We start from the raw sequence: 23,723 nt of genomic DNA on the forward strand, positions 1-23,723 counted from the left end.
GAGCATGGAGAACTATGTGCCTTCGCACATTCCTGATGATTTCAAGATTTAGCGAACGTCCGCTCCTCGCTCGCAGCAGACCTTCAGTTCGTGTAGGTAGTGGCCGGGATTAGCGAGTATGCACGGCGGATAAGAGAGCTCCGGGTTCAGTTTGGCTGGTCCGTCTTAATCGGTACCACGCTGAAGGAAATGAATGAGATGATACTGGAGGAACTCCAGGCCCACACACTGGCCGTCTGGTAACGGGCGAAATGTTCGCTTTGCGCCAGAAGCCGATGTTGTTTACGTCGTGTTATTTGGTTAAGTTCACCGAAAGTCATATCTTCAGGTAAGAGGCACAGTAGATGGATTTAGAAACACCCCGTTTAAAGCTTGAGCCCTATGATGACTCTCATTACGAAGGTTTGAGGGTAATGGATAGTGATGCCGGAGTGATGCGTTATATCACCAGAGGTATCGTTAAAACGCCCGAAGAAACCTGGGAAGGTATAAGAAGAGTCCAGGCACGTTGGAAAAAGTATAACTACTCATGGTGGGCTATCAAAGAGAAGTCCTCTGGCGTGATCGTTGGCGCAGCATGCCTCCAGCACCTGGCAAACGTGGATGGCGCACCCTTAGAGATTGGCTGGCGTCTCGTCCCGGAACATAACGGCAAGGGCTTTGCAACAGAGGCAGCTCATGCGATCGTTGATTACGCGGCGGAACAGGTTGGCGCAACTTATCTGGTTGCTGTTGCCGATCCTGAAAATATCCCCTCGCAGCGTGTGATGCAAAGGTTAGGTATGTCTTACAAAGCAATAGAGCAGCATTACGATGTACCATGTGTGGTGTATGAGCTTAAGATACGCAGGCCTGCTTAAGTGTTGGCTACCCCGTGCAAGCGAGGGTAGCGTTAAAAAAGTTATGTCCTGGACGACAAACAACCGGAACCAGACGTAATCCTCTCGCTCGTGACTGCAACGTTCTGCATCGAACCAGACTATATTTGCTGCAATGACTTCTGATATTCCACAGGTACCTCTTTCAGGAAACGAATTACAGTAACTCAACCACCTCAAACTCTTCAGCAACCAGCTCCATATCCTCAGAAAAAGTCCCTTCCTGCGTAAAGAATCGCTGATGCTCCTTGCGCCAGTACTCAAGGCTTAAATCACCCTCACCTTCTTTACGGGCAAACTCAGCGGTGACATGGCAATAACGCACCAGACGCGCTGAAACCAGCCTGACAACGCAGGCTGGTTCTTCCTGTCCGTTAAGAACGATGATGTAGCTGCCGATTCTGGATGCGGCGCCCTCTTTTTGGTAAGACGCCAGGGAACCACAGGTGGCGGTTTTGATTCCTTTAGCAATCAGCTCTGCCAGCTCGCTGGCCAGCGCCGGGCTATCCCCCATCTGCCACACATCCGCGCCCGGATACTTCACTTTTAATCCATCAATGGTATGCATAAGAATCCTTAATAATCGTATGAATAAAGCGCCGGGGGCGCTTCACTTGCCGGGCCTGCGCCAGGGCTACCTCGAGCTGAGGGCAAGTTTAGCGGCGAAACCTAAAAATAAGCATCCGGTTGCCCTGTCCATCGCTTTAACCACGCGGCTTTTCTTCAGAATGTCTGACGCAAAATGAGTCGACAAAATCAGCGTGACAGACCACAACGTCCCGATGGCAACGTGGATGCTGACAAGAATAAAGGTCCATATCAGCGGAGAGTGCCCCGCAGGGATAAACTGCGGCAAAAAGGAGACATAGAAAATGCCGATTTTAGGGTTAAGCACGTTGCCCAGCATACCTTTGATAAACCAGTTTCCCTGAGATGCGAGGCCGCTTTCGTTGTGACTGAACGTTGTGCGAGGGCGTCTCAGCAGCTGTAAGCCCAACCAGCACAGGTACGCGGCGCCACAGATTTTCAGTATGGTGTAAGCCAGCTCTGAGACCGCCAGCAGCGCCCCCAGACCGAGCGCGACCAGCGCACCCCAAATGAAACAGCCCACATCAATACCCAGCGCAGCCTGAAAGGCTTTTTTTCCGCCTTCCGCACAGGCGGTGCGAAGAATGAGTGCGGTATCCAGACCAAGTGTCAGGGTAAGTAAAAGTGCAGCGAGTGAGAACGCGAGAAGTGAATCGGTGACAGACATTTTTCTTTCTCCGAAAGAGCGGATGCTATCCACTTATTAGCTTGCGTTCAACCCCTTACATTTTGGGGAGTAAACATATCTGGTAGTAGCGGCGGGACAGCTGTTCGTCTACTGTGGATTCATAATTTCACCGAACGGTGAATGTCCAGAAAAGGTGTCTGACATGAGCAAACTGGTAAGAAAGAATTACCCTGAACTGGGGGACGTCAAAGCCCCCTATGTCCACTCCGTTAAGCATGCTGATACGCTTTACATATCCGGATTAACCGCTTTTGGCACACCCGCGCAACATAAAGGCATCACGGCGCAGGCCGAGGAAATTTTTAGTCAGATACGGAAAATTATCTGTTCAGAAGGCGCTGATTTTTCGTCACTCATTAAAGTGACCATCTTTATCACCTCTTTTGCTGAGATCAATGCGCTGCGCGAGGTGCTGTACCGTAATTACGGTGAACATTTGCCTGCCAGTTCGCTGGTGGAGGTCAGCCGCCTCTTTTCACCGGACCTCTCAATCGAAATTGAGGCGATCTTCAGCCTGTAGTGTCCATGGGTACGTTGCTGGCCCCCGGCTTTTCTTGTAACCTTCCCCGCTTCCAATCCTGACCTGATAATACGGACGCTTATGACCGCTCACCCTTCCAAAGATCCTCTGCATGGCGTCACGCTTGAGATGATGGTTAACGCCCTGGTGGCGCGCTACGGCTGGGCGCAGCTGGGAAAGCTGATTAAAATCAACTGCTTTAACAGCGATCCCAGCGTGAAATCCAGCCTGAAGTTTTTGCGCCGCACGCCCTGGGCCCGCGCCGAAGTCGAAACCCTGTATCTGGACTCGCTGGAGGATACCGCGCCGGGCAACGCCGACGACGATACCACCAGCCCGTGGGCCAGAGCGCGCGCCAACCGTTAAGGTCGGCGTAACAACACGATACTGCGGCCCGCCAGCGGGAAGTCAGTGTCCGGGGTAACGGCCCGTTCCAGGTCGTCACCTTCCACCGTACTCAGCTCCAGTACCCAGCCCCCTTCCCCGCATTCCGGGATACGGAACGGGACAGCAGCCTCGTACGGGTTGATCAACAGTAGCACCTCCTCCCAGACCCCGTGTTGACCCTGTAGATCGGCCCGGGTGAGATAGAGCCCAAGGGTAGTGCCCTCATCCCAGTGTTCCGGCAGCTGAGGCCCGCCGCCCGCGTTGTACCACTGGATCTCCATTCCGTCACGCCAGCTTTCACGGCGCAACAGCGGCTGGCTGGCCCGCAGCTGAATAAGATGGCGGGTGAAGTTACGCAGCGCGTCGGCGCTGGTAGGCAAATTCTCCCAGTGTACCCAGCTAATTTCACTGTCCTGACAGTAACCGTTATTGTTCCCCAGCTGGCTGCGGCCAAACTCGTCCCCGGCCAGCAGCATCGGCGTACCGTGTGAGAAGAGCAGCGTGGTCAGGAAGTTGCGCTTCTGCTGTTCACGCAGGGCGTTAATCTGCTCATCGTCGGTCGGGCCTTCGACACCATAATTTGATGACCGGTTATCATTGTGGCCATCGTTATTATCCTCGCCGTTGGCCTCATTGTGCTTCTCGTTGTAGGAGACCAGATCGTTTAAGGTGAAGCCGTCGTGAGCGGTAATAAAGTTGATGCTGGCCCACGGGCGACGGCCACGCTGGTCGTAGAGATCGCCGGAGCCGAGCAGGCGCGCGGCAAAGTCCGACGAGACGTTATCCCCGCGCCAGTATTCGCGCACGGTGTCGCGGTATTTATCGTTCCACTCGCCCCAGCCGGGCGGGAATCCCCCCACCTGATAGCCGCCGGGGCCGATATCCCACGGCTCGCCGATCAGTTTCAGCCGTGAGAGGAGCGGATCCTGCATCATGGCATCGAAAAAGCCGCCGCGCTGGTCAAACCCTTCCGGCTCGCGCCCCAGAATGGTGCCGAGATCGAAGCGGAAGCCGTCGATATGCATCGACTCAGCCCAGTAGCGCAGGGAGTCCATAACCATCTGCAGTACCCGCGGGTGCGAGGTATTCAGGGTATTGCCGGTGCCGGTGTCATTCACATAGTAGCGGTGCTGGCCGGCAATGGTGCGGTAGTACGAGAAGTTGTCGATCCCCTTGAACGAGAGGGTCGGACCAAGCTCGTTACCCTCGGCGGTGTGGTTATAGACCACGTCGAGGATCACTTCGATACCCGCATCATGGAAGGCTCGCACCATGTCGCGGAACCCCTGAATGCCGTTAGGGCCGTAATAGCGCGACGCCGGGGAGAAGAAGTTCAGGGTGTTATAACCCCAGAAGTTTTTCAGCCCCCTGTCCAGCAGATGCTGATCGTCCGGGAAAGCGTGCACCGGCAGCAGCTCCACGGAGGTGATGCCGAGGCTTTTGATATAATCGACAATCGCTTTATGCCCCATCCCCTCAAACGTGCCGCGCAGTTCAGGCGGGATCGCCGGATGAAGCTGGGTAAAGCCTTTCACGTGCGTTTCATAGAGAATCGTTTCAGACCATGGCACCGACGGGCGATGCGGATCCTGTCCGTCAAAGACCCGCGGGTCGATCACCCGGCATCGCGGCGTGAACGGCGCGCTGTCGCGGGTATCAAAGCTCAGATCGAGCTCGTCATGCCCCAGTTCATAACCAAAATGAGCGGCGTTCCATTTCAGCTCCCCGGTCAGGGCGCGGGCATAGGGATCGAGCAAGAGTTTATGCGGGTTAAAGCGATGGCCGTTTTCCGGATCGTAAGGACCATAAACGCGATAGCCGTACAGGGCGCCCGGTTTCAGATCCGGAACGTAGCCGTGCCACACTTCGTCGGTGTACTCCGGCAGCTCCAGTCGGGCGATTTCGTGCTGACCCGTAGGGTCAAAAAGGCACAGCTCAACGCGTTCAGCGCAGGCCGAAAAGAGCGCAAAGTTAACGCCCTTGTCGTCGTAGTTTGCGCCGAGCGGGTAGCTCTGGCCCGCCTGAATTTCATAGGATTTCGCATTTGCCATAAAAGTCTCTCCCTCGAACAATCATCATTCGCTGCAGGCAATTAACACCCGCCAGCAATCCTGTGCATCATGTAATTTCAGGCTTTCGCCTGGCATAACGATTTCACCGCTAAAACAGTCCTGATAGCGGCGCCCTGCCAGTTCGGCAGGCAATACGACCTCTGTTTCCCCCCACAGGGCCGCTCCGTTAACCGGGAATGCCTCCGCAGCGCGGGCAAACGCCAGTCGGGGTGCCACCACAATCAACGCGTCGTCGTCATCCATGCGGGCAAAGGCGATGGCCTTATCCGCCCTTTCACCACGGGTCAGCAACGCAACATAGCTGCCCCAGCGGAACAGCGCCGGTTTGCGCTGGCGCAGGTGCAGCAGCGTGCTGGTCACATACACCTTCAGCTGCCCGTCCAGCCAGCTCGCCTCGTGGGAGGCGGTGTGCCTGTCGGCGCGCTGAAGCTGCTGGCTCAGCAGCGCGAAATCCGGCTCGCGGCGGTTGTCGGGATCGACGAGGCTAAAGTTGAGTCCTTCGCTGCCCTGATAAACGTCCGGCACGCCCGGCCCGGTCAGTTTGATCACCGTCTGGCTCAGGCTGTTGACCAGGCCTGCGCGGATAAACGGGCGTAATGCGCTGGTGAAGTCGCGCAGGAAATCCTGATTCTCCGGGGATAAGAGATGGCGGGCATACTCCAGCACCACCGTTTCATAGGCTTCGTTGCTGTCCACCCAGTCGGTGCGCAGCTTGGCTTCGCGCAGCGCTTTCTCCACAAAGGCGAGAAAACGTTCTTCCAGCGCTTTCAGTCCTGCCGCGTCCTCAGGTTGCAGCTCCGGCGGCCAGACTCCCGCCAGCGCCTGATAGAGCATCCAGGTGTCGGCGCCTCGGGGCGCCGTACCGTCGTTCAGAAAGCGGACATGGGTCTGGTTGAGCTGCTGCCAGCGGGCCACGCACTCCGCCCACATCTCCGGCGCTTCGGTCAGGGTATAGAGCCGGGCGCGGGCATCTTCCCCGCGCTTGGTATCGTGGGTTGAGGTGCCGGAGAGCGCATCCGGCTGCCGCTCACGTCGCGCCGCCATTTCGCTGTGAAAGCGCGTTAACGAGAAGGCGCGCGGAACCGGCTCGGCCCCCACCTCGTTCAGCGCCAGATCCATGTGCTGGCGGAAAAACAGCGTGTCTTCGACCGATTTCGCCATCAGCGGCCCGGTCAGCTGCTGGAAGCGGGTGCGGAACTCACTGGCCGTGTCGCGGGCCGCGTCGGAGACTTCGCCGGTCAGAATGCGGGTCAGGAGATCCAGAGACGGCTGGTCGGCAGTGACGTGCGCCAGCACGCTGTGCAGCAGCCGCACGTCGGCGGCGGACATCCCCTGCGCCGTGCCGTAGGTGCGATACACCGGGAAGGCCACCAGCAGTTCCCGCAGCGCCAGGCGCAGCGTCTCCTCTTCAAAGGCCACGCCCTCTGTCTGCGCCAGGTTTGTTGCCAGCTTCACCAGGGTGGAAAACTCCCCGGCAAAATTGCGATCCACCATCAGCAGGCGGGCAGCCCGCAGTTCGGCATCCATATCCACCGGGGTACCGATCACGGTGTCGTAGGCCTGACGCAGACGGTCAATTTTGTCGTCATCCACCAGCACTTCAGAGAGCGAGGCGATAAATTCATACCCGGTGGTCCCGGAGATGGGCCAGTCCGTCGGGAGGTTCTCCCCTTTACTGAGGATCTTCTCTACGGTGATATAGCACTCGGGGCCAGCCTCCTGGCGCAGACGTTGCAGATAGGCGCGCGGATCGGCCAGGCCGTCCACGTGGTCAATACGCAGCCCGTCCACCGCCCCGGAACGGACCAGTTCCAGGATCAGCGCATGGCTGTCATCAAATACCGCGTCGTCTTCAACCCGCACCCCCACCAGGCCGGTTATCTCGAAGAAGCGCCGCCAGGAGAGATCCCGCGGGGCATCGCGCCAGCTGGTAAGACGCCATGGCTGCTGGTTATGCAGGCGGGTTATCGCAGCAGGGTCGCGCAGGCCAAGCACCTCCTCTTCCCGCCCCATCCAGCTGTCGGGGGTGAGCGGATAAAAGGCATCGTAAACGGCCAGCGCCGGTTTACCGGTATCGGGGTCGCGCTGCACGCTGATGTCGCCGTTCGCCAGCACCACCTCAAAGTCATCGCCTAAAAACGGCAGCGTCAGGCGGCGCGACCAGTCGATATCAAAATGGCGGGCATAGCGGCTCTTCTCGCCATGCTCAATCACATCCCGCCACCAGGCGTTCTCCAGCGAGGTGGACATATGGTTAGGGACGATGTCGAGGATCAGCCCCAGCCCCGCCGACTTCAGGGCGCTGGACAAACGGTCAAACCCGGCGCGACCGCCAAGGGTCGGGTCTATCTCATTGGCATCGGTCACGTCATAACCGTGGGTTGAATCACGGGCAGCGGTAAATATCGGCGAGGCATACAGATGGCTGATGCCGAGCTGTTGCAGATAAGGCACCAGACTGGCGGCACGATCGAAGGTCATGCCATTACGAAACTGAATACGCCAGGTCGCTGTGGGGATCATTAATGTGTTTCTCCAGGGGCAAGTCGGACAATAAGGGTGTCGGGGCGTAATTCAGTATGGATCTCAGGCCAGGCAAAGAGGGTTTCTCCCGGCAGATCCGGCATCTCCTCGGTATGGCCGCCGACGTTGAACGCCAGCGACAAGGTCCCCCGTGGAAACGTCCAGATCACCGCCACGCAGCCGGGTCCGGTTTCCAGCACCTTCCCCCCGCCGTTGCGGGCCGTCGCCAGCAGCGGCACAATCGCCTGCTGGCGCAGCTCAAGCAGATGGCGGGTAAAGTTCAGCCAGCTCTCACCCTCCGGCTGGTTGAGTTTGTCCCAGTCGAGTTTTGACCGCTCAAACGTCTCCGGCGAATTCGGATCGGGCACCCCCTCTTCCTGATGGCTGGCGTGGTCGGCAAATTCTTTCGCCCGACCTTCCCGTACCGCGCGGGCCAGCTCCCCGTGAAAATCGGTAAAGAAGAGGAAGGGCCGGGTTTCGCCATACTCCTCGCCCATGAACAGCAGCGGAATGTGCGGCGACAGCAGCAGCGCGGCCAGCAGGACTTTGGTACGGTTCTCCCCGATAAGGGAGAGCAGACGATCCCCGTGGGCCCGGTTACCCACCTGGTCGTGGTTCTGAATAAAGTCGACAAACGCCACCGGCGGCTGATCGCTACTTTTCACGCCGCGCGGCTCCCGGTGCCGGGGCGTGATTTCGCCCTGGTATGAGAAGCCTTCCGCCAGCGCCCGGGCCACCCATTTCTCCGGCTGATGGGCAAAGTCGCGGTACCAGGCGTGGGTTTCGCCACTCGCCAGTACGTGGATGGCGTTATGCAGGTCGTCATTCCATTCGGCCGTGAAAAGCTGCGGCGTGCCGTCCTCCCGGTACGGATGGAGCGAAATAATGTTGCGGCTGTCTTCGGTGGTGAGATGCACCGGGCGATCGGTGATCGCCTCCCGAATGCGTTCAGCAATCTCCTCCAGAACGTGTTTTTCAGATGAATCTGTAATGTGATCGATGGCGTCGAAGCGCAGTCCGTCGAAGCGGAACTCGGTCAGCCAGTACAGCGGCACATCGGTAATAAACTGGCGAACGGGGGCCAGATCGTAGGCAATGCCGTTCCCCCAGGGCGTCATCCGCTCTGGATGGAAAAAGTCCGGCGACAGGCGCGGGAGATAGTTGCCCTCCGGCCCGAAATGGTTCAGCACGATATCCAGCACCACCGACAGCCCCAGGCCGTGGGCAGCATCGACGAAGGCCTTCAGCTCATCCGGCGTGCCGTAGGCGCTGTGCGGGGCATAGAGCAGGACCCCGTCATAGCCCCATCCGCGATTGCCTCCGGCCTGCGATACGGGCATCAGTTCAATCATGGTGATACCGAGCGAAGCCAGATACGGCAGTCTCTCGGTGGCCGCGCGGAATGTGCCTTCAGGGGTAAAAGTACCGATATGCAGCTCATAGACCACGCTCTCTTCCCAGCGGCGGCCTCGCCAGTGCGTATTGCGCCAGACGTAGCTGTCTGGATCGCATACCAGCGATGGGCCATTCACATCGCCCTGTTGAGCGCGGGAAGCCGGGTCCGGCACGGCTGTGCCGTCAGACAGAATGTAGCTGTAGGTCGAGCCGGGTTTGACATAGTCGACCGTCAGGTCGAAGCCGCCGTCACCGGTCGGGTGCATCGCCAGAGTCTCGTCGTTCAGACGCAGGGAAACCTGCTCCTGGCCGCTGGCCCATAAATGAAAGCGAAGGGTGTTCGCATCAACGTGTTCATAACCCCAATACGTAATAGATTTTGCTGTCATTCCACCACCTCGTTTGACCCGTGTTCCTCGGGTTGCTTAACGTTTGCCGTTACGCAGAGGGAAAAAGAGAAAGTGCGGCGGCAATCCACCGCGCATGAACATCAAGCATAGACCAGGAAATTTAATGTGAGGTGGGTCACGACGAAGCGGTTAAGGGGTGCAACAGCGCGGGATTGCCGGGTGGCGGCTGCGTCTTACCCGGCCTGGCGTAGGCCCGGCATGCGCAGCGCCGCCGGGCAAACACAGGGTAGCGAAGGTTATGCCGGTTCCGGCAGGCGGAAGCTGGCGATGCTTTGCGTGAGGTGTCGGGCCTGCTCTTCCAGCGAGGCTGCTGCAGCCGCAGACTCCTGCACCAGGGCGGCGTTCTGCTGAGTCACGCCGTCCATCTCTGTCACCGCCTGCCCTACCTGACCAATCCCGCGGCTCTGCTCCTCGGAGGCGACCTGGATCTGCTCCATCAGCGCATTCACCTTATTCACCGATGCGATGATGGCATGAATCACCTCACCCGAGCGATTGACCAGCTGCGAACCGCTTTTCACGCTGGAGACCGACTGGGCGATCAGGTTCTCAATGTCCTTTGCCGCCACGGCGCTTTTCTGCGCCAGGGTGCGGACCTCGGTCGCTACCACCGCGAATCCGCGGCCCTGGGTACCGGCCCGGGCGGCTTCAACGGCGGCGTTCAGCGCCAGGATGTTGGTCTGGAACGCGATGCTGTTAATCACGCTGGTGATATCTTCGATGCGCTGGGAGTTTGCGGCGATGGTGTTCATGGTATCGATCACCTCGCGGGTCACGGCCTCCCCGGTGCGGGCATTGGTTACCGCATCCTGCACCAGCTTGCCGGCCTGGTAAACATTGTCGGTATTGTTAGCGACCGTGGCGCTCAATTGCTCCATGCTGGCGGCGGTTTCCGTCAGGGCAGACGCCTGCTGTTCGGTACGGGACGCCAGGTCGATATTGCCGGAAGCGATCTCCTGCGAAGCATAGTTCACGGTACGACAGGCCTCACGCACCTGAGAGATTGTGTCCAGCAGGGCCAGACGCATCTGCTCCATCGAGCCCATCAGCAGGTCGATCTCATTTTTGGATCCGGCTTTCTGCGGCACCGCTTCTGTAAGCTGACCGGCAGCGATCCGGCTGCAGTGCGCCCGGGCCAGGTGAATCGGCGTGAACACGAAGCGCTTCATCAGGATACTTACCCCGATAATCACCACCACAAACAGCGCGGCAAAAGCGGCAATGATGATCAAGCCAGAGGCAAAGTGGGAACGCGCATCGTCATTCAGCTGTTTCGCGTATTGCTGGTGCACAGAGAGCACCTGGTCGAGGACGATTTCATACTGACGATCGAGACCGGAAATCAGCGGGATCAGGGCATCAAACTTCGCTTTATCGTGGGCGGAGGCCGCTTCAATCAGCGGGGCCAGGCCACGATCGCGGTAGGCCAGCCAGGCGTCGTTGTAATCTTTGACTAACGGCGCCTCATCCGCCAGACGTGGTGCCGCATTAAAGGACGCAAACGCGCCGTCCGCTTTGGTCAGGGCCAGCTTAACGGAGGCCAGCTTCTCGTTGAGACCGGTGGTGTCCCCGCTCTCCACCTGCTGCATATACTCCATAACCCGCACGCGCAGGGTACGGCTGTGGTTGATGGGATCGATAATGGATAACACCACCTGAATCTCTTTATTCACGTTATCCAGGGAGTCATTGCTCTTAATGGCCAGCCAGACGTTGGTAGCGGCACTGGCGACAAAGAAAAACAGCAGGGCAAGCAGAATGGCAAGGGAAGATTTTTTTAAAGACATAAATACCTCAGAAACAATACGGTCTGAGGTATTATCGGCAGCGAAAATTTAAGATTGAGTTAAAGTTATTTATTTATAAAAAACCCACAAAATAATTAAATTTATTAAAATCACGGCATTACAAAATTATTGCTAATATTTTAACCCGTGATGCATTGAAAATACTCAACTATTTATTCAACGGTGATTGCCGAATATTTAATCGCTTAAATAAGCAGCGCTGGAAAAATGCGGCCAGTGGATATCGCCCACCCCGTTTAATTTAGGCCGGGAGAAGAGAAAGCCCTGAAAACGCCTGATGCCTGCCGACTCCAGCCAGCACCACTCCTCGATCTTCTCAATACCTTCGGCCACCAGCGCAATCTCCAGGTCGGTGCAGCAGCTGACAATCGATTTTACAATCGCCTGCTTGGGGCCGCTGAGATGAATATTGCTGACAATCTCGCGATCGATTTTCAGTTTATCCGGCTGAAAGCGCGTTAATAACGAGAGCCCGGCATAACCAGAGCCAAAATCATCAATTGCCAGGCCAATGCCCGCCGCCCGCAGCTGCTTAATGGCGCTGTTAAACTGGTTGAAGCCGGAGATCATTTCGTTTTCGGTAACTTCAATGACCACCTGCTCAGGCAGCAGGCCATGGGCAAGGATCTGGTCCATCAGATAATCGACGGCACCAGGCACGTTCACCAGCGACATCGGCAGCAGATTTATGGCGATTTTATGATCGCCAATGCCGATTTTCTCGGCCAGCGCAAAGGCGTAGGCCTTGGTCTGGAGATCCACTTCGTACACTTTATCCTGGTCGATGCCGTTAAAAAAACGCTCCGGGCTGCCGCCATCGTTACCACGGATTAATGCCTCCAGCGAGGAAATTTTCCCTTCGCCGGGCTGCACAATAGGCTGGAGGGCAAACTGGCAGATCTGGTTCGCAATCAGCCCGTCAACGGAATGACCAAAGGGGGAGCTTTCCGGGGTCAGAGTCCATTTCTCTGGCAGAAAGGCCGAGCCATTGCTCGTCTGTTTTTGCTGGTTGATAAAAGACTGAATAAATTTAAATACCCTGTCTTCTGCCGCCAGATAATTATCCAGCTTGCTGTAGCGAAGAACGGATGAACGCACCGATTTTGGCGTATCGATCCGCAGGTCGAACAGCAGCATGCCCACGTTCTCGAATCGGCGGCGCGGCGCGTAATCACGCATCATCTCCACCACGCCAAAATGGCGCTTGTCCTGGCTTATCTTCACGAACAGCTGTTCAATGACCTCTTCCGACCCTTCGAGGATCTGCAGAAAATCCAGGCCGTTAAACAGCAAAATGCCCGTCACATCCAGCGCGGCATTGCTGCATTTGGCTTTTTCAACAAGTGAGAGAAGGGATAAAGATTTGCAGGATGAATTTAACTGGCTTTTATAAATGAGAGTAGTCAGCACAGCTATTGTTTCCGATTGATGTGAAGTCTTATAAGCACTTGTTTAGCATAAATTACATTTCACGACTAATAGTATTAAAAAGATATATCGGGAAAGAGGCGATCCGGTTCAAAGATGGTGGGTGAATGCTTAACGCCTGCGTAGCTCAAACGTCCATGTCCCTGCAGGGTATCACGCCATCCCTGGCATGAACTCAGGTTAAATCTGCGCCATCCCGCCATCCACGAACAGCTCAACGGCGTTGATAAAGCTGGCGGCATCGGAGGCAAGGAACGCCACCGCTTTGCCGACCTCCTCCGGCTGGCCAATACGGCCCAGCGGTACCGTGGCGGCTAACGCATCGAACAGCCCCTGACGCTGATCCTCCGGCACCAGCTCGCCCAGCCCTGGCGTTTTAATCGGGCCCGGGCTGACCACGTTCACCCGGATACCGCGCCCCTGTAGATCCAGCGCCCAGGAGCGGGCGAAGTTCCGCACCGCCGCCTTGCTGGCGCTGTAGACGCTGAAGTTAGCGGTGCCTTTAACAGAGACCGTGGAGCCGGTCAGGATCACCGATGCTTTATCAGCCAGCAAGGGTAGCGCTTTCTGCACGGTAAACAGCACGCCGCGCACGTTGGTGGCAAAAATACGGTCGAAGTGCTCTTCGGTAATCGCGCCCAGCGGCTGCATATCCCCGCCACCGGCGTTGTCGAAGAGCACGTCCAGCCGCCCGGACTGTTCGGCGATTTGTGCATATACCCTGTCGAGATCCGCCAGTACAGAGGCGTCGGCGCGAATGCCGGTGACCTGCCCGCCGAGAGTGGCGACGGCGCTTTCCAGCTCTGCCTGACGGCGACCGGTGATATAGACCTTCGCCCCCTGTTCCTGCAGCTCTTTCGCCGTTGCCAGACCGATACCGCTGGTGCCGCCGGTCACCAGAGCGACCTTACCTGTTAAGACTGTGTTCATGTGATTTTCCTTCCGCGTTGTGGGTGTGGAGGCACTCTATCGCTTGCGGGATTAAGGAAAAATCAGCAAAAATGGAAATCACTTTTTCTCAGGGGAAATAATCCCCGTTTCGGTGAGTGCCACTCTATGGATCAACTCATGGCCATGCGCGCCTATACCCGGGTGGTGGAAACCGGCAGCTTTACCCGGGCGGCAGATTCGCTGAATATGCCCATCGCCACCCTCAGCAAGCTGGTCAAGGCGCTGGAAGCCCATCTGGACGTGCGCCTGTTGCAGCGTACCACCCGGCGGGTGACGGCAACCCCGGAGGGGCAGGACTATTATGAAAAAGTCCGCCGGGTGCTGATTGACATCGAAGAGATCGACACCTCTTTCAGTTCGGCAAAACAGCAACCTCAGGGGCACCTGCGCATAGATGTAGGCGGCTCCACGGCCCGGGATGTGCTGATCCCGGCCCTGCCGGATTTTATGCGCCGCTATCCCGAAATACGGATCGATCTCGGCGTGGCCGACCGCCCGGTGGATCTGATCAGCGGCAATGTGGATTGCGTCATCCGCGGCGGCGCGCTGGAGGACTCCTCCCTGATCGCCCGGCACATCGGCAATGCCCGGATGGTCACCTGCGCCACGCCGGGTTATCTGAAGCAGTACGGGATCCCCGCTTATCCCGAAGAGCTACGCAACGGCCATAAGCTGGTCTGTTATCTGTCGCCGGTGACCGGGCGCGCCGTGCCGTTTCGCTTTACCCACGAGGATGGCATTTGTGACATTACCCTGGTGCATAAAATTGGGGTGAACGAGAGCAATGCACACCTGGCCGCAGCGGTGGCCGGGATGGGGATTGTTCAGACGTTTCGCTATTCGGTGGGTGCCCTGCTTGAGTCGGGAGCGCTGGTGGAGATCCTCGCCAGCTGGCGCCCGCCAGAGTACCCGTTTTACGTGGTGTATCCGCAAAACCGGCATATGACGCATCGTCTGAAGGTGTTTATTGCATGGATGGCGGAGGTGTTTCCGGACGCAGTAAAAGGATAGCCGGGCAGAGCGCCCGGCAGGCGTGTTAGTTCAGTTTATAGTCGAGGGTGATTTCAGCTTTCAGCACCTGGGACACCGGGCATCCGGCTTTCGCTTTCTGGATGATGCCGTCGAACTGCTGCGGGTCGATGCCCGGAACGGTCACTTTGCTTTGCAGGGCCACCTTGCTGATGGCAAAGCCGCTGTCGGTCTTGTCCAGCGAGACATCCGCAGTGGTATCAATGGAATCTGCGGTATAACCCGCCTCACCCAGCATCAACGACAGCGCCATAGAGAAACATGCCGCATGCGCCGCACCAATCAACTCTTCCGGGTTGGTGCCCTTTTCCCCTTCAAAGCGGGTATTGAAGCCGTAAGGTTGCTGATTGAGAACGCCGCTCTCGGTGGAAACCGTCCCCTTGCCGCGTTTGATGTCGCCAGACCAGTGTGCTGAACCGTGCTTATGAATAGTCATTGTTGCTCTCCTTTTGGCTTACAAAGCCTTCAGTATAGACCACGCAGCGAGGGCAACCCGGATTAGTGATATATCAAGAAAATTCTGTGAAATTTAAGGGGGTGTACGTATTGCAAATCCGTTTTTTCCGTGTAATTTAAATCCGTCTTCGGCAATATTTAATTGTCTGATGCCGAATGGTATATAAATATATTCTAAGGTTATAGAGAATATATTCTGTTTTTTAAGATCATGAAAAAGCATGATTTTATGACAACAATATTTCTGAGACGATTCTTAAACACAGCGGCATAAATATTTGCCATTCTGAATACCACTGATGTTTTTGCGAGCCGGACCATTAAACAGAAAACGACACGGAGGCAACATGTTTAATTATTATTCTGCAAATACAACATCCGCACAGCCGGAGCTGGTTAACGCTATTGCACAGGGCCTGCGCGCTGAAATGGGCGCTGTCACTGAAGATGACATTTTAATGGAACTGACAAAATGGGTGGAAGCCTCAGATAATGACATCCTCAGTGATATCTACCAGCAGACCATTAACTACGTTGTGAGCGGCCAACACGACAGTTTCTGAAAACCTGCTATGCTGGATCAGCAACCTAAGGGGTTACATTTTGTTCGCCTTATCAACATCAACAGGATGGAGGAGTCAACATGAAATCGAACCGTCAGGCACGCCATATTCTGGGACTGAACTACAAGCTGTCTAATCAGCGCAAAGTGGTGATTGAAGGTGACAGCGAAACGCAGGTCACCCATGCCACCGGCAGAAAACGCCACCAACCGAAATAAGTTCACCCGTACGATCCCCGACACCATCGGTATTACCGGTGGTGTTTTTGTTTGTATGATGCGGCATTTAACATTGACCTCCTTTATACTACCCGCCTGACACCCCCTAAGGGCACGACAGCAACGATGATTAACAACAGTGCCAGGGACGGATATACACAAAAGTGAGTAACATGGACAACAAAGCCAAAAAACATCGCTCCCTCTATATTCCTTACGCCGGTCCGGTTCTGCTGGAATTCCCTCTCCTGAACAAAGGCAGCGCCTTCAGCATGGAAGAGCGCAGCAGCTTTAACCTGCTGGGTCTGTTGCCAGAGGTGGTTGAAACTATCGAAGAGCAGGCCGAACGCGCCTGGATCCAGTATCAGGGATTCAAAACCGAGATCGACAAGCACATCTACCTGCGCAACATCCAGGATACGAACGAAACCCTCTTCTACCGCCTGGTGCAAAATCATCTCGACGAGATGATGCCGGTGATCTACACCCCAACCGTCGGCGCCGCCTGCGAACGTTTCTCGGAGATCTATCGCCGTTCCCGGGGCGTGTTTATCTCTTATCAGAACCGTCACAACATGGACGACATCCTGCAAAACGTCTCCAACCACAACATCAAGGTGATCGTGGTAACCGACGGCGAGCGTATTCTCGGCCTTGGCGACCAGGGGATCGGCGGGATGGGTATCCCTATCGGTAAACTGTCGCTGTACACCGCCTGTGGGGGTATCAGCCCGGCTTACACCCTGCCGGTGGTGCTGGATGTCGGGACCAACAACCAGCAGCTGCTCAACGATCCGCTGTACATGGGCTGGCGTCATCCGCGCATCACCGACGATGAGTACTATCAGTTTGTGGATGATTTCATCCAGGCGGTGAAGCATCGCTGGCCGGACGTGCTGCTGCAGTTCGAAGATTTCGCCCAGAAAAACGCCATGCCGCTGCTGAACCGCTATCGCGACGAAATCTGCTCCTTCAATGACGATATTCAGGGCACCGCGGCGGTAACCGTGGGCACGCTGATTGCGGCCAGCCGCGCGGCGGGCAACCAGCTGAGCTATCAGAAGATTGTCTTCCTTGGTGCGGGCTCCGCCGGGTGCGGTATCGCCGAGCAGATTATCGCCCAGACCCAGCGCGAAGGTCTGAGCGAAGAGCTGGCCCGTTCCCGCGTCTTTATGGTGGACCGTTTTGGCCTGCTGACCGACGCCATGCCAAACCTGCTGCCGTTCCAGACCAAACTGGTGCAAAAGCGCGAGAACCTGAAAAACTGGGATACCGACAATGAGGTCCTGTCCCTGCTGGATGTGGTGCGCAACGTCAAGCCGGATATTCTGATTGGCGTCTCCGGCCAGACCGGGCTGTTCACCGAAGAGATCATCCGCGAGATGCATAAGTACTGCGCGCGTCCTATCGTGATGCCGCTCTCTAACCCAACCTCGCGGGTGGAAGCGCCCCCGCAGGACATCATCGCATGGACCGAAGGTAACGCTCTTGTCGCCACCGGGAGTCCGTTTGCGCCGGTGGTCTGGAAGGACAAAATTTACCCCATCGCCCAGTGCAACAACTCCTATATCTTCCCGGGTATCGGCCTCGGCGTCATCGCCTCGGGCGCGTCGCGCATCACCGATGAGATGCTGATGTCCGCCAGCGAAACCCTGGCCAAGCACTCGCCGCTGGTGAATAACGGCGAAGGGCTGGTTCTGCCAGAGCTGAAGGATATTCACGTGGTGTCCCGCGCCATTGCCTTTGCGGTCGGGAAAATGGCCCAGCAGCAAGGCGTGGCGGTAAAAACCTCTGCCGATGCCCTGCAGCAGGCCATTGACGAGAACTTCTGGAAGCCGGAATACCGCAGCTACCGTCGTACCTCGATTTAACCCCTGAAATGCCGGGCAGCGCTGGCGCGCGCCCGGCCTTGGGTATCGTCATGGTAGGCCGGGTAAGGCGAAGCCGCCCCCCGGCAAACCCACCGTACCTTACCTCCCCCGCGTCATCCACCAGAACAACAGCGCCAGCAAGCTTACCCCGGCCCCCAACAGACATACCCCCTGCCATCCCAGATGGGCATAGGTGACGGTGGTGCCGATCGCCCCCAGCCCGCTGCCCAGGGCGTAAAACAGCATATACAGCCCCACCAGCCGGCTGTGTGCTTCCGGTCGGGTGCGGAAAATCAGGCTCTGATTCGTCACGTGTAGCGCCTGGCCGCCCAGGTCGAGCAGCACGATGCCAGTCACCAGCATCCACAGCGACACCTCCATCAACGACAGCGGCCACCAGGCCAGCAGCAGCACCGTCAGCGCCATGGCGCTGGTACGCTGCGCCAGACCCCGGTCGGCCCACTGCCCGGCCCGCGCGGCAGCCAGGGCGCCAATCACCCCTACCAGCCCGAATGCGCCAGTGGCGGTATGGGAGAAATTATAGGGCGGCGCGCTCAGGGGCAGCACCAACGCGCTCCAGAAAATATTGAACGCCGCAAACATCAGCAGCGCCAGTATCCCCCTGACCTGCAGCACCTTTTCTTCCCGTAACAGGGTCAGCATCGAGGCCAGCAGGCGTGGATAACTCAGCGTACCGCCGGGTGGCAAGGCAGGCAGTCGCCGCCAGAGCGGGATCGCAACAATCAGCATCAGGCCCGCCGCACAGAGATAAACCCCGCGCCAGCCCGCCAGGTCGCTGACGCCACCGGCGAACACCCTCGCCAGCAGCAATCCGATAAAGACGCCCCCCTGCGCCGCGCCCACCACCCGCCCCTGCTCATGAGGCGACGCAGCGCTTGCCGCGTAGGCGATCAGCCCCTGGGTCATCGCCGTTCCCAACAGGCCGACGGCAAGCATCCCCGCCAGCAGTACCGGGGCGGATCGCGCCATCCCTACTACAGCCAGCGCCGCAACCAGCGCTACAAGCTGTATAGCCATCAGACGACGACGCTCGACCCTGTCCCCCAGGGGCACCAGAAACAGCAGAGCCAGCGCGCAACCGGTTTGGGTTGCACTAACAACCCCGCCGATTGCCGCCTGACTGATGGCAAAATCCCGCGCCAGCGCATCCAGCAGCGGCTGTGCAAAATAGACATTGGCCACGCTCATGCCGCTGGCGATGGCAAATAGCCACACCAGGCTGCGCGACAGTCCTGCGGTTATCGCCTGACCAGGCACTAATGTGAGTTGCGCTTTCATGCTCCCGACTCTCCCTTAATGGTTTTAAAATAAAACCATTTAAAGGCTAGATGAAGTGGTTCTAAAATGCAACCAAATGGCCTCGCTTGCTGTAAACGCTATTCCCCGCTACACTCGCTTCATCTATCAATCCACTGAATACAAAGGAGGCTAATTATGCTGTGCTGTGAAATTTTTGATATTTCACTTCACCTTGGTGATCGCACCTGCTCAAGCGTTATCGGTTCCGTGCTGCGATAACTTCGGCTTGAGCGAAGACACCTAAGACAACCCCTTCTCTCGGGCTTACCGGGTTATCGTCAGCGTTGATTGACGAGGCATTTTTATGCCTGTAACTCTTGAGTAAGCAAATGAGCACATTACTGACTGCACAATTTTTACGTGTTGATACCGCCTTCGGCACGCTGTTCGACAACCTCTCCTTCAGCCTGAAAAAAGGCGACCGCATCGGTCTGCTGGGTGATAACGGCTGCGGCAAAAGTACCCTGCTGAAGATCCTCGACGGCACCGACACGCCCCTTTCCGGTACGGTGGCGCTGGCCGGACATTGCCTGATGGCGCGGGTGGAGCAGCACCTTCCGCCTGAAATCTATCCGCTGACCATGCTCGACGCGGTGCTGGCACAGTTGCCGGTTGCCGATCGTGAAAGCCTGCGCTGGCGGGCGGAGACCCTGCTGGCAAGCATGGGCTTCTCCCCGGCCGATACCGCCCTGCAATCGGCCACGCTGAGTGGCGGACAGCACACGCGACTCCTGCTGGCGCGGGCGCTGATTAGAGAGCCGGATCTGCTGCTGCTGGACGAACCCAGCAACCATCTGGATCTGCCCACGCTGTTGTGGCTGGAGCAGTTTTTACAGCGCTGGTCCGGCAGCTTTGTGCTGGTATCGCACGACAGGCAACTGCTGGATGCCGTCACTAACGGCAGTTGGATCCTGCGGGATAAAACGCTGCACTACTTTGCCCTTCCCTGCACCCGCGCGCGCCAGGCGCTGGCTGAGAAAGACGAAAGCGATGCGCTGCGTCACAAAGCGGAGCAAAAGGAGATCGACCGGGTCACCGCCAGCGCAAAACGGCTGGCGACCTGGGGCAAGGTCTACGACAACGAAGACCTGGCCCGTAAAGCGAAGCAGATGGAGCGCCAGGTAGAGCGGCTGAAGGAGAGCCAGACGTCGCTGACGACAGGCAGCCCCTGGACCTTAACCCTGCGTGGTGATGCCCTGCGGGCCGACCGGTTGCTGGAGATCGCCTCGCTCGAGGTCGCACCCGCCCCTGGTCTGCCGTCGTTGTTCTCGGTGGATAGCGTCCGGTTGAAAAGCGGGGATCGGGTCGCCATCGTCGGACGCAACGGCTGCGGCAAATCCTCTCTGATGCGGCTTATCTGGCAGCAGTTTACTGCCGCAGAATGCCACACCGGATTAACCCTCCACCCTCGGGTCACGCCTGGCTATTACGATCAGACGTTGCACCAGTTAGCGGATGAGGCCACATTGATTGACGCCCTGGAGCCGTTCGCCCCGAACATACAGGACCGCAAGATGGCGCTGATCTCGGCCGGGTTCGCCTGGGCGCGGCACGGGCAAAAGGTTAGCACCCTGAGCGGCGGTGAACGCTCGCGGCTGCTGTTTATTGGCCTGACGCTGGCGCGCTTCAGCCTGCTGATGCTTGATGAGCCCACCAACCACCTGGATATGGAAGGCAAAGAGGCACTGGCGGAAACGTTACAACAGTTCGAAGGGGGCGTGCTGCTGGTCAGCCACGATCGGCAGTTAATCAGCCAGAGCTGCAACCGTTTCTGGTTGATTGACAACGGGGTGTTGAGCGAATGGCATGACGCTGACGCCGTGTTTGCCCGTCTGCGTGACGACAGCGCACTGCCTGTCCAGTCGTCATCCGCGCCGCCAACGACGGGACAGGCTGAACCCGCAGAGGATCTGCTGGAGCGGCTGATTATGCTGGAGAAACTGCTGGAAGAGGATCGGCAGCGTAAGCCTAAACATCAGAAGCCGCAGCTTCAGGCACAATGGCAGGAGGAGATTGCCGCGCTGACGGCGCAGCTGTAAGGCAATGCCCGGCGGGTAGCCGCCGCCGGGCACTGGTTTATTTCGGTTGCTGCGTTTTCCAGGCATCCCATGCCTGTTTGATTTCCTGCTTCGCGGTGGCGGCATCGTTAAAGCCGTTCAGCTCCACCGACTTGCGCCCTTCCGGGAGTTGTTTATACACGCGGAAGAACGCCTCAAGACGCTGCTGCTCAATCTTCGGCAGATCGCTTAACTCTTTGATGTCGTCATAGGTCGGGTCAATTTTGCTGGCCGGCACGGCCACGATTTTATCGTCCTTCTCACCGCCGTCGATCATCTTAAGCACGCCAATGGCGCGCAGTTTAATCAGGGTGCCCGGCGCCATAGGTGCGCGGGTATAGAAAATTACATCCAGCGGATCGCCATCACCCGCCAGGGACTGGGTCAGCGAGCCGTAGTTCGCCGGGTAAGCCACCGGCATCGACTGGAAACGATCGGCAACAATAAAACCGGTTTTAGCGTCAGTCTCATACTTAATGATCCCGCCCGCAGGAATTTCGGTCACGGCGTAGAACTCTTCCGGGTTGTTATCAGGCTGGGGGAATTCGAGAATGTTTTGCGCCTGTACGGACGCCGACATCAGAACGCTCACTGCGAGAAGTTTTTTTACCAGATGCATTGTCTTTTTAACTCTTCGGTTATTGAGAAGACAACACCTTAAGGGCTGGTTATGTCAGAAACATGACATATTTGCTGCAGAAATAATGACCATATATTTAATGAGGTCATTAGTTTATTTGCTTCAGCGAAGCCGCAAAAGAGCAGATAAATTATTACATTATGTTGCTGCGACCTTGTCACATTCATTAAAAAACTTAATCCTTAATGGGTATTTCGTCTTATCTAACCTGCCTTGCAGATCCGCAATATGAAAATGGAGAACCATATGAAAGCTGCTGTCGTGACAAAAGATCATCAGGTAGAAGTGACCGAGAAAACCCTGCGCCCGCTAAACCACGGCGAAGCGCTGCTGAAGATGGAGTGCTGTGGTGTATGCCACACCGATCTTCACGTAAAGAACGGCGATTTTGGCGATAAGACCGGGGTGATCCTCGGGCATGAGGGCATTGGCGTGGTGAAGGAAGTTGGCCCGGGCGTCACCTCGCTGAAACCGGGCGATCGCGCAAGCGTAGCCTGGTTCTTTGAAGGCTGCGGTCACTGCGAATACTGCAACTCCGGCAACGAAACCCTGTGCCGTACCGTGAAGAACGCGGGCTACTCCGTGGATGGCGGCATGGCTGAAGAGTGCATCGTTACCGCCGACTATGCGGTAAAAGTGCCGGACGGACTGGACTCCGCCGCCGCCAGCAGCATCACCTGTGCCGGGGTAACGACCTATAAAGCGGTGAAAGTCTCTGAGATCAAGCCGGGCCAGTGGATCGCTATCTACGGTCTGGGTGGTCTGGGTAACCTGGCGCTGCAGTACGCGAAAAACGTGTTTAACGCCAAAGTGATCGCCGTGGATGTGAATGACGAACAGCTGAAGCTCGCCGAAAGCATGGGGGCCGATCTGGTGGTCAACTCCCGTAATGAGGATGCCGCTAAATTCATTCAGGAAAAAACCGGCGGTGCCCACGCTGCGGTGGTAACGGCGGTGGCGAAAGTGGCCTTTAACTCCGCGGTCGATGCCGTTCGCGCCGGTGGCCGCGTGGTGGCCGTCGGTCTGCCGCCGGAAGCGATGAGCCTGGATATTCCGCGTCTGGTGCTGGACGGCATTCAGGTCGTGGGTTCGCTGGTCGGCACCCGTCAGGATCTCACTGAGGCGTTCCAGTTTGCGGCCGAAGGCAAAGTTGTGCCGAAAGTGGCGCTGCGTCCGCTGGGCGATATTAACGCCATCTTTAAAGAGATGGAGCAAGGCCAGATCCGTGGCCGTATGGTGATTGATTTCCGTTCATAATGTTGTTCCCTCTCCCCCAACGGGGAGAGGGCCTGAGTGATGGGCTCAGACTACCCGGCGCTGCGCTTGCCGGGCCTACGAATTTCTTCGATCCGTAATCCACTCCTGCACCTCAATCTGAAACGTATCCGGAGCCTTGCGGTACATTTTGCGCGCCAGGTCAAGAATGGTATGCCGCGCCAGCTCTTCTTCCATCCGTTGCTGGGCGCTGTCCATCACCGAGCGCACGCCGCACGGTCCATCACACACCCATGCCGGAGGCGCTTCGTCAAATATGGCCAGCCGCTGGCGTATTTCCCGGCACTCAAACATATTCTTGTTGCCATCAATAGCCTGCGCCACATCCAGCATGGTAATCAGTTCCGCAGGCCGCGCCAGACGGAAACCACCGCCCTTGCCTTCGGTGCTGCTCACTAATCCGGCGCGCGACAGACGGGTGAAGATCTTGCCAAGATAGTCATAGGGCACGCCTTGTAACGCCGCCATCTCCCTGACGCTCATCTCGCGATCGTTACCTTTCGCATCCACCATGCTCATCAGGCTATGAATGCCGTACTCGACACCGGAACTGTAAAAAGCCATGGCGTACTCCGAAGTTATTAATCCGGGTCATTATAGCGATGTTGCCACCAATAAAAACAATCTACGCGCTGCGTTTCGCATA

At 57.2% G+C, this 23,723-nt stretch carries 21 protein-coding genes; 9 read left to right on the forward strand and 12 right to left on the reverse strand.

Features of this window, described 5'->3' with window-relative positions; translation table 11 throughout:
• Positions 1-344 precede the first annotated feature (344 nt).
• Complete coding sequence (locus tag NB069_RS11105; protein ID WP_250589398.1) at positions 345-860, forward strand: GNAT family N-acetyltransferase; 516 nt, start codon at positions 345-347, stop codon at positions 858-860.
• Positions 861-1,035: 175 nt separating this feature from the next.
• Here NB069_RS11105 and NB069_RS11110 read toward each other — a convergent pair whose 3' ends face one another.
• Together NB069_RS11110 and NB069_RS11115 are read right to left on the reverse strand one after the other, a co-directional pair.
• Complete coding sequence (locus NB069_RS11110; protein ID WP_250589399.1) at positions 1,036-1,446, reverse strand: ASCH domain-containing protein; 411 nt, start codon at positions 1,444-1,446, stop codon at positions 1,036-1,038.
• A gap of 66 nt (positions 1,447-1,512) precedes the next feature.
• The gene (locus NB069_RS11115) at positions 1,513-2,133 is read right to left on the reverse strand and encodes a LysE family translocator (protein ID WP_250589400.1); all 621 of its coding nucleotides are present in this window, start codon (positions 2,131-2,133) and stop codon (positions 1,513-1,515) included.
• A gap of 163 nt (positions 2,134-2,296) precedes the next feature.
• Between NB069_RS11115 and NB069_RS11120 the strand changes: the two genes are divergently transcribed.
• Together NB069_RS11120 and NB069_RS11125 are read left to right on the forward strand one after the other, a co-directional pair.
• Positions 2,297-2,674, forward strand: coding sequence for a RidA family protein (locus NB069_RS11120; protein ID WP_250589401.1), 378 nt, complete (start codon positions 2,297-2,299; stop codon positions 2,672-2,674).
• Between the two features lie 81 nt (positions 2,675-2,755).
• Positions 2,756-3,040, forward strand: coding sequence for a VF530 family DNA-binding protein (locus NB069_RS11125; RefSeq protein ID WP_250589402.1), 285 nt, complete (start codon positions 2,756-2,758; stop codon positions 3,038-3,040).
• Here NB069_RS11125 and glgX read toward each other — a convergent pair.
• The 6 genes from glgX to NB069_RS11155 all read right to left on the reverse strand — a co-directional run bounded on the left by glgX (position 3,037) and on the right by NB069_RS11155 (position 13,627).
• On the reverse strand, positions 3,037-5,112 hold the full coding sequence (gene glgX / locus NB069_RS11130) for a glycogen debranching protein GlgX (protein WP_250589403.1): 2,076 nt from the start codon (positions 5,110-5,112) through the stop codon (positions 3,037-3,039). The genes NB069_RS11125 and glgX overlap by 4 nt on opposite strands.
• Before the next feature lie 24 nt (positions 5,113-5,136).
• Positions 5,137-7,656 carry a malto-oligosyltrehalose synthase gene (treY, locus tag NB069_RS11135; RefSeq protein WP_250589404.1) on the reverse strand — a complete coding sequence of 840 codons (2,520 nt, stop codon included), beginning with the start codon at positions 7,654-7,656 and terminating at the stop codon, positions 5,137-5,139.
• Entirely contained in the window at positions 7,656-9,440 is a 1,785-nt protein-coding gene (gene treZ, locus NB069_RS11140) for a malto-oligosyltrehalose trehalohydrolase (protein ID WP_250589405.1), read from the reverse strand. Before treZ ends, treY begins: the two co-directional genes overlap by 1 nt.
• Before the next feature lie 257 nt (positions 9,441-9,697).
• Positions 9,698-11,248 (reverse strand): methyl-accepting chemotaxis protein, encoded by a 1,551-nt coding sequence (locus NB069_RS11145; protein ID WP_250589406.1) that lies wholly within the window; start codon positions 11,246-11,248, stop codon positions 9,698-9,700.
• 198 nt (positions 11,249-11,446) lie between these two features.
• Entirely contained in the window at positions 11,447-12,679 is a 1,233-nt protein-coding gene (locus NB069_RS11150) for a diguanylate phosphodiesterase (RefSeq protein ID WP_250589407.1), read from the reverse strand.
• Between the two features lie 198 nt (positions 12,680-12,877).
• Entirely contained in the window at positions 12,878-13,627 is a 750-nt protein-coding gene (locus NB069_RS11155) for an SDR family oxidoreductase (protein ID WP_250589408.1), read from the reverse strand.
• Between the two features lie 126 nt (positions 13,628-13,753).
• Here NB069_RS11155 and NB069_RS11160 point away from each other — a divergent pair, with 126 nt between their 5' ends.
• Positions 13,754-14,659 carry a LysR family transcriptional regulator gene (locus tag NB069_RS11160; protein ID WP_250589409.1) on the forward strand — a complete coding sequence of 302 codons (906 nt, stop codon included), beginning with the start codon at positions 13,754-13,756 and terminating at the stop codon, positions 14,657-14,659.
• Between the two features lie 25 nt (positions 14,660-14,684).
• Here NB069_RS11160 and NB069_RS11165 read toward each other — a convergent pair whose 3' ends face one another.
• Positions 14,685-15,113, reverse strand: a complete 429-nt coding sequence (locus NB069_RS11165) for an OsmC family protein (protein ID WP_250589410.1) — start codon at positions 15,111-15,113, stop codon at positions 14,685-14,687.
• A 367-nt stretch (positions 15,114-15,480) separates the two neighbouring features.
• On the opposite strand from NB069_RS11165, the gene bdm reads away from it, so the two are divergent.
• From bdm to NB069_RS11180, 3 genes are all read left to right on the forward strand, one after another.
• Positions 15,481-15,696, forward strand: coding sequence for a biofilm-dependent modulation protein (gene bdm / locus NB069_RS11170; RefSeq protein ID WP_139565102.1), 216 nt, complete (start codon positions 15,481-15,483; stop codon positions 15,694-15,696).
• Positions 15,697-15,776: 80 nt separating this feature from the next.
• Positions 15,777-15,914 (forward strand): stationary-phase-induced ribosome-associated protein, encoded by a 138-nt coding sequence (sra, locus tag NB069_RS11175; protein ID WP_250589411.1) that lies wholly within the window; start codon positions 15,777-15,779, stop codon positions 15,912-15,914.
• Between the two features lie 173 nt (positions 15,915-16,087).
• Positions 16,088-17,785, forward strand: a complete 1,698-nt coding sequence (locus NB069_RS11180) for an NAD-dependent malic enzyme (RefSeq protein ID WP_250589412.1) — start codon at positions 16,088-16,090, stop codon at positions 17,783-17,785.
• Between the two features lie 99 nt (positions 17,786-17,884).
• Here NB069_RS11180 and NB069_RS11185 read toward each other — a convergent pair whose 3' ends face one another.
• On the reverse strand, positions 17,885-19,084 hold the full coding sequence (locus NB069_RS11185) for an MFS transporter (protein WP_250589413.1): 1,200 nt from the start codon (positions 19,082-19,084) through the stop codon (positions 17,885-17,887).
• Positions 19,085-19,434: 350 nt separating this feature from the next.
• Between NB069_RS11185 and NB069_RS11190 the strand changes: the two genes are divergently transcribed.
• A complete protein-coding gene (locus NB069_RS11190) occupies positions 19,435-21,144 on the forward strand; it encodes an ABC-F family ATP-binding cassette domain-containing protein (protein ID WP_250589414.1) in 1,710 nt (569 codons plus the stop codon).
• Between the two features lie 37 nt (positions 21,145-21,181).
• On the opposite strand, the gene NB069_RS11195 is transcribed toward NB069_RS11190, so the two are convergent.
• Positions 21,182-21,781: an inorganic diphosphatase gene (locus NB069_RS11195; RefSeq protein WP_250589415.1), complete on the reverse strand. Its 600-nt coding sequence runs from the start codon at positions 21,779-21,781 to the stop codon at positions 21,182-21,184.
• Positions 21,782-22,048: 267 nt separating this feature from the next.
• Between NB069_RS11195 and adhP the strand changes: the two genes are divergently transcribed.
• On the forward strand, positions 22,049-23,059 hold the full coding sequence (gene adhP, locus NB069_RS11200; protein WP_250589416.1) for an alcohol dehydrogenase AdhP: 1,011 nt from the start codon (positions 22,049-22,051) through the stop codon (positions 23,057-23,059).
• 75 nt (positions 23,060-23,134) lie between these two features.
• On the opposite strand, the gene NB069_RS11205 is transcribed toward adhP, so the two are convergent.
• On the reverse strand, positions 23,135-23,641 hold the full coding sequence (locus NB069_RS11205; protein WP_250589417.1) for an RrF2 family transcriptional regulator: 507 nt from the start codon (positions 23,639-23,641) through the stop codon (positions 23,135-23,137).
• Positions 23,642-23,723: the final 82 nt, after the last annotated feature.

Origin of the sequence: Leclercia adecarboxylata, from assembly GCF_023639785.1 — a bacterium.
Taxonomy (GTDB): Bacteria; Pseudomonadota; Gammaproteobacteria; order Enterobacterales; family Enterobacteriaceae; genus Enterobacter; species Enterobacter adecarboxylatus_D.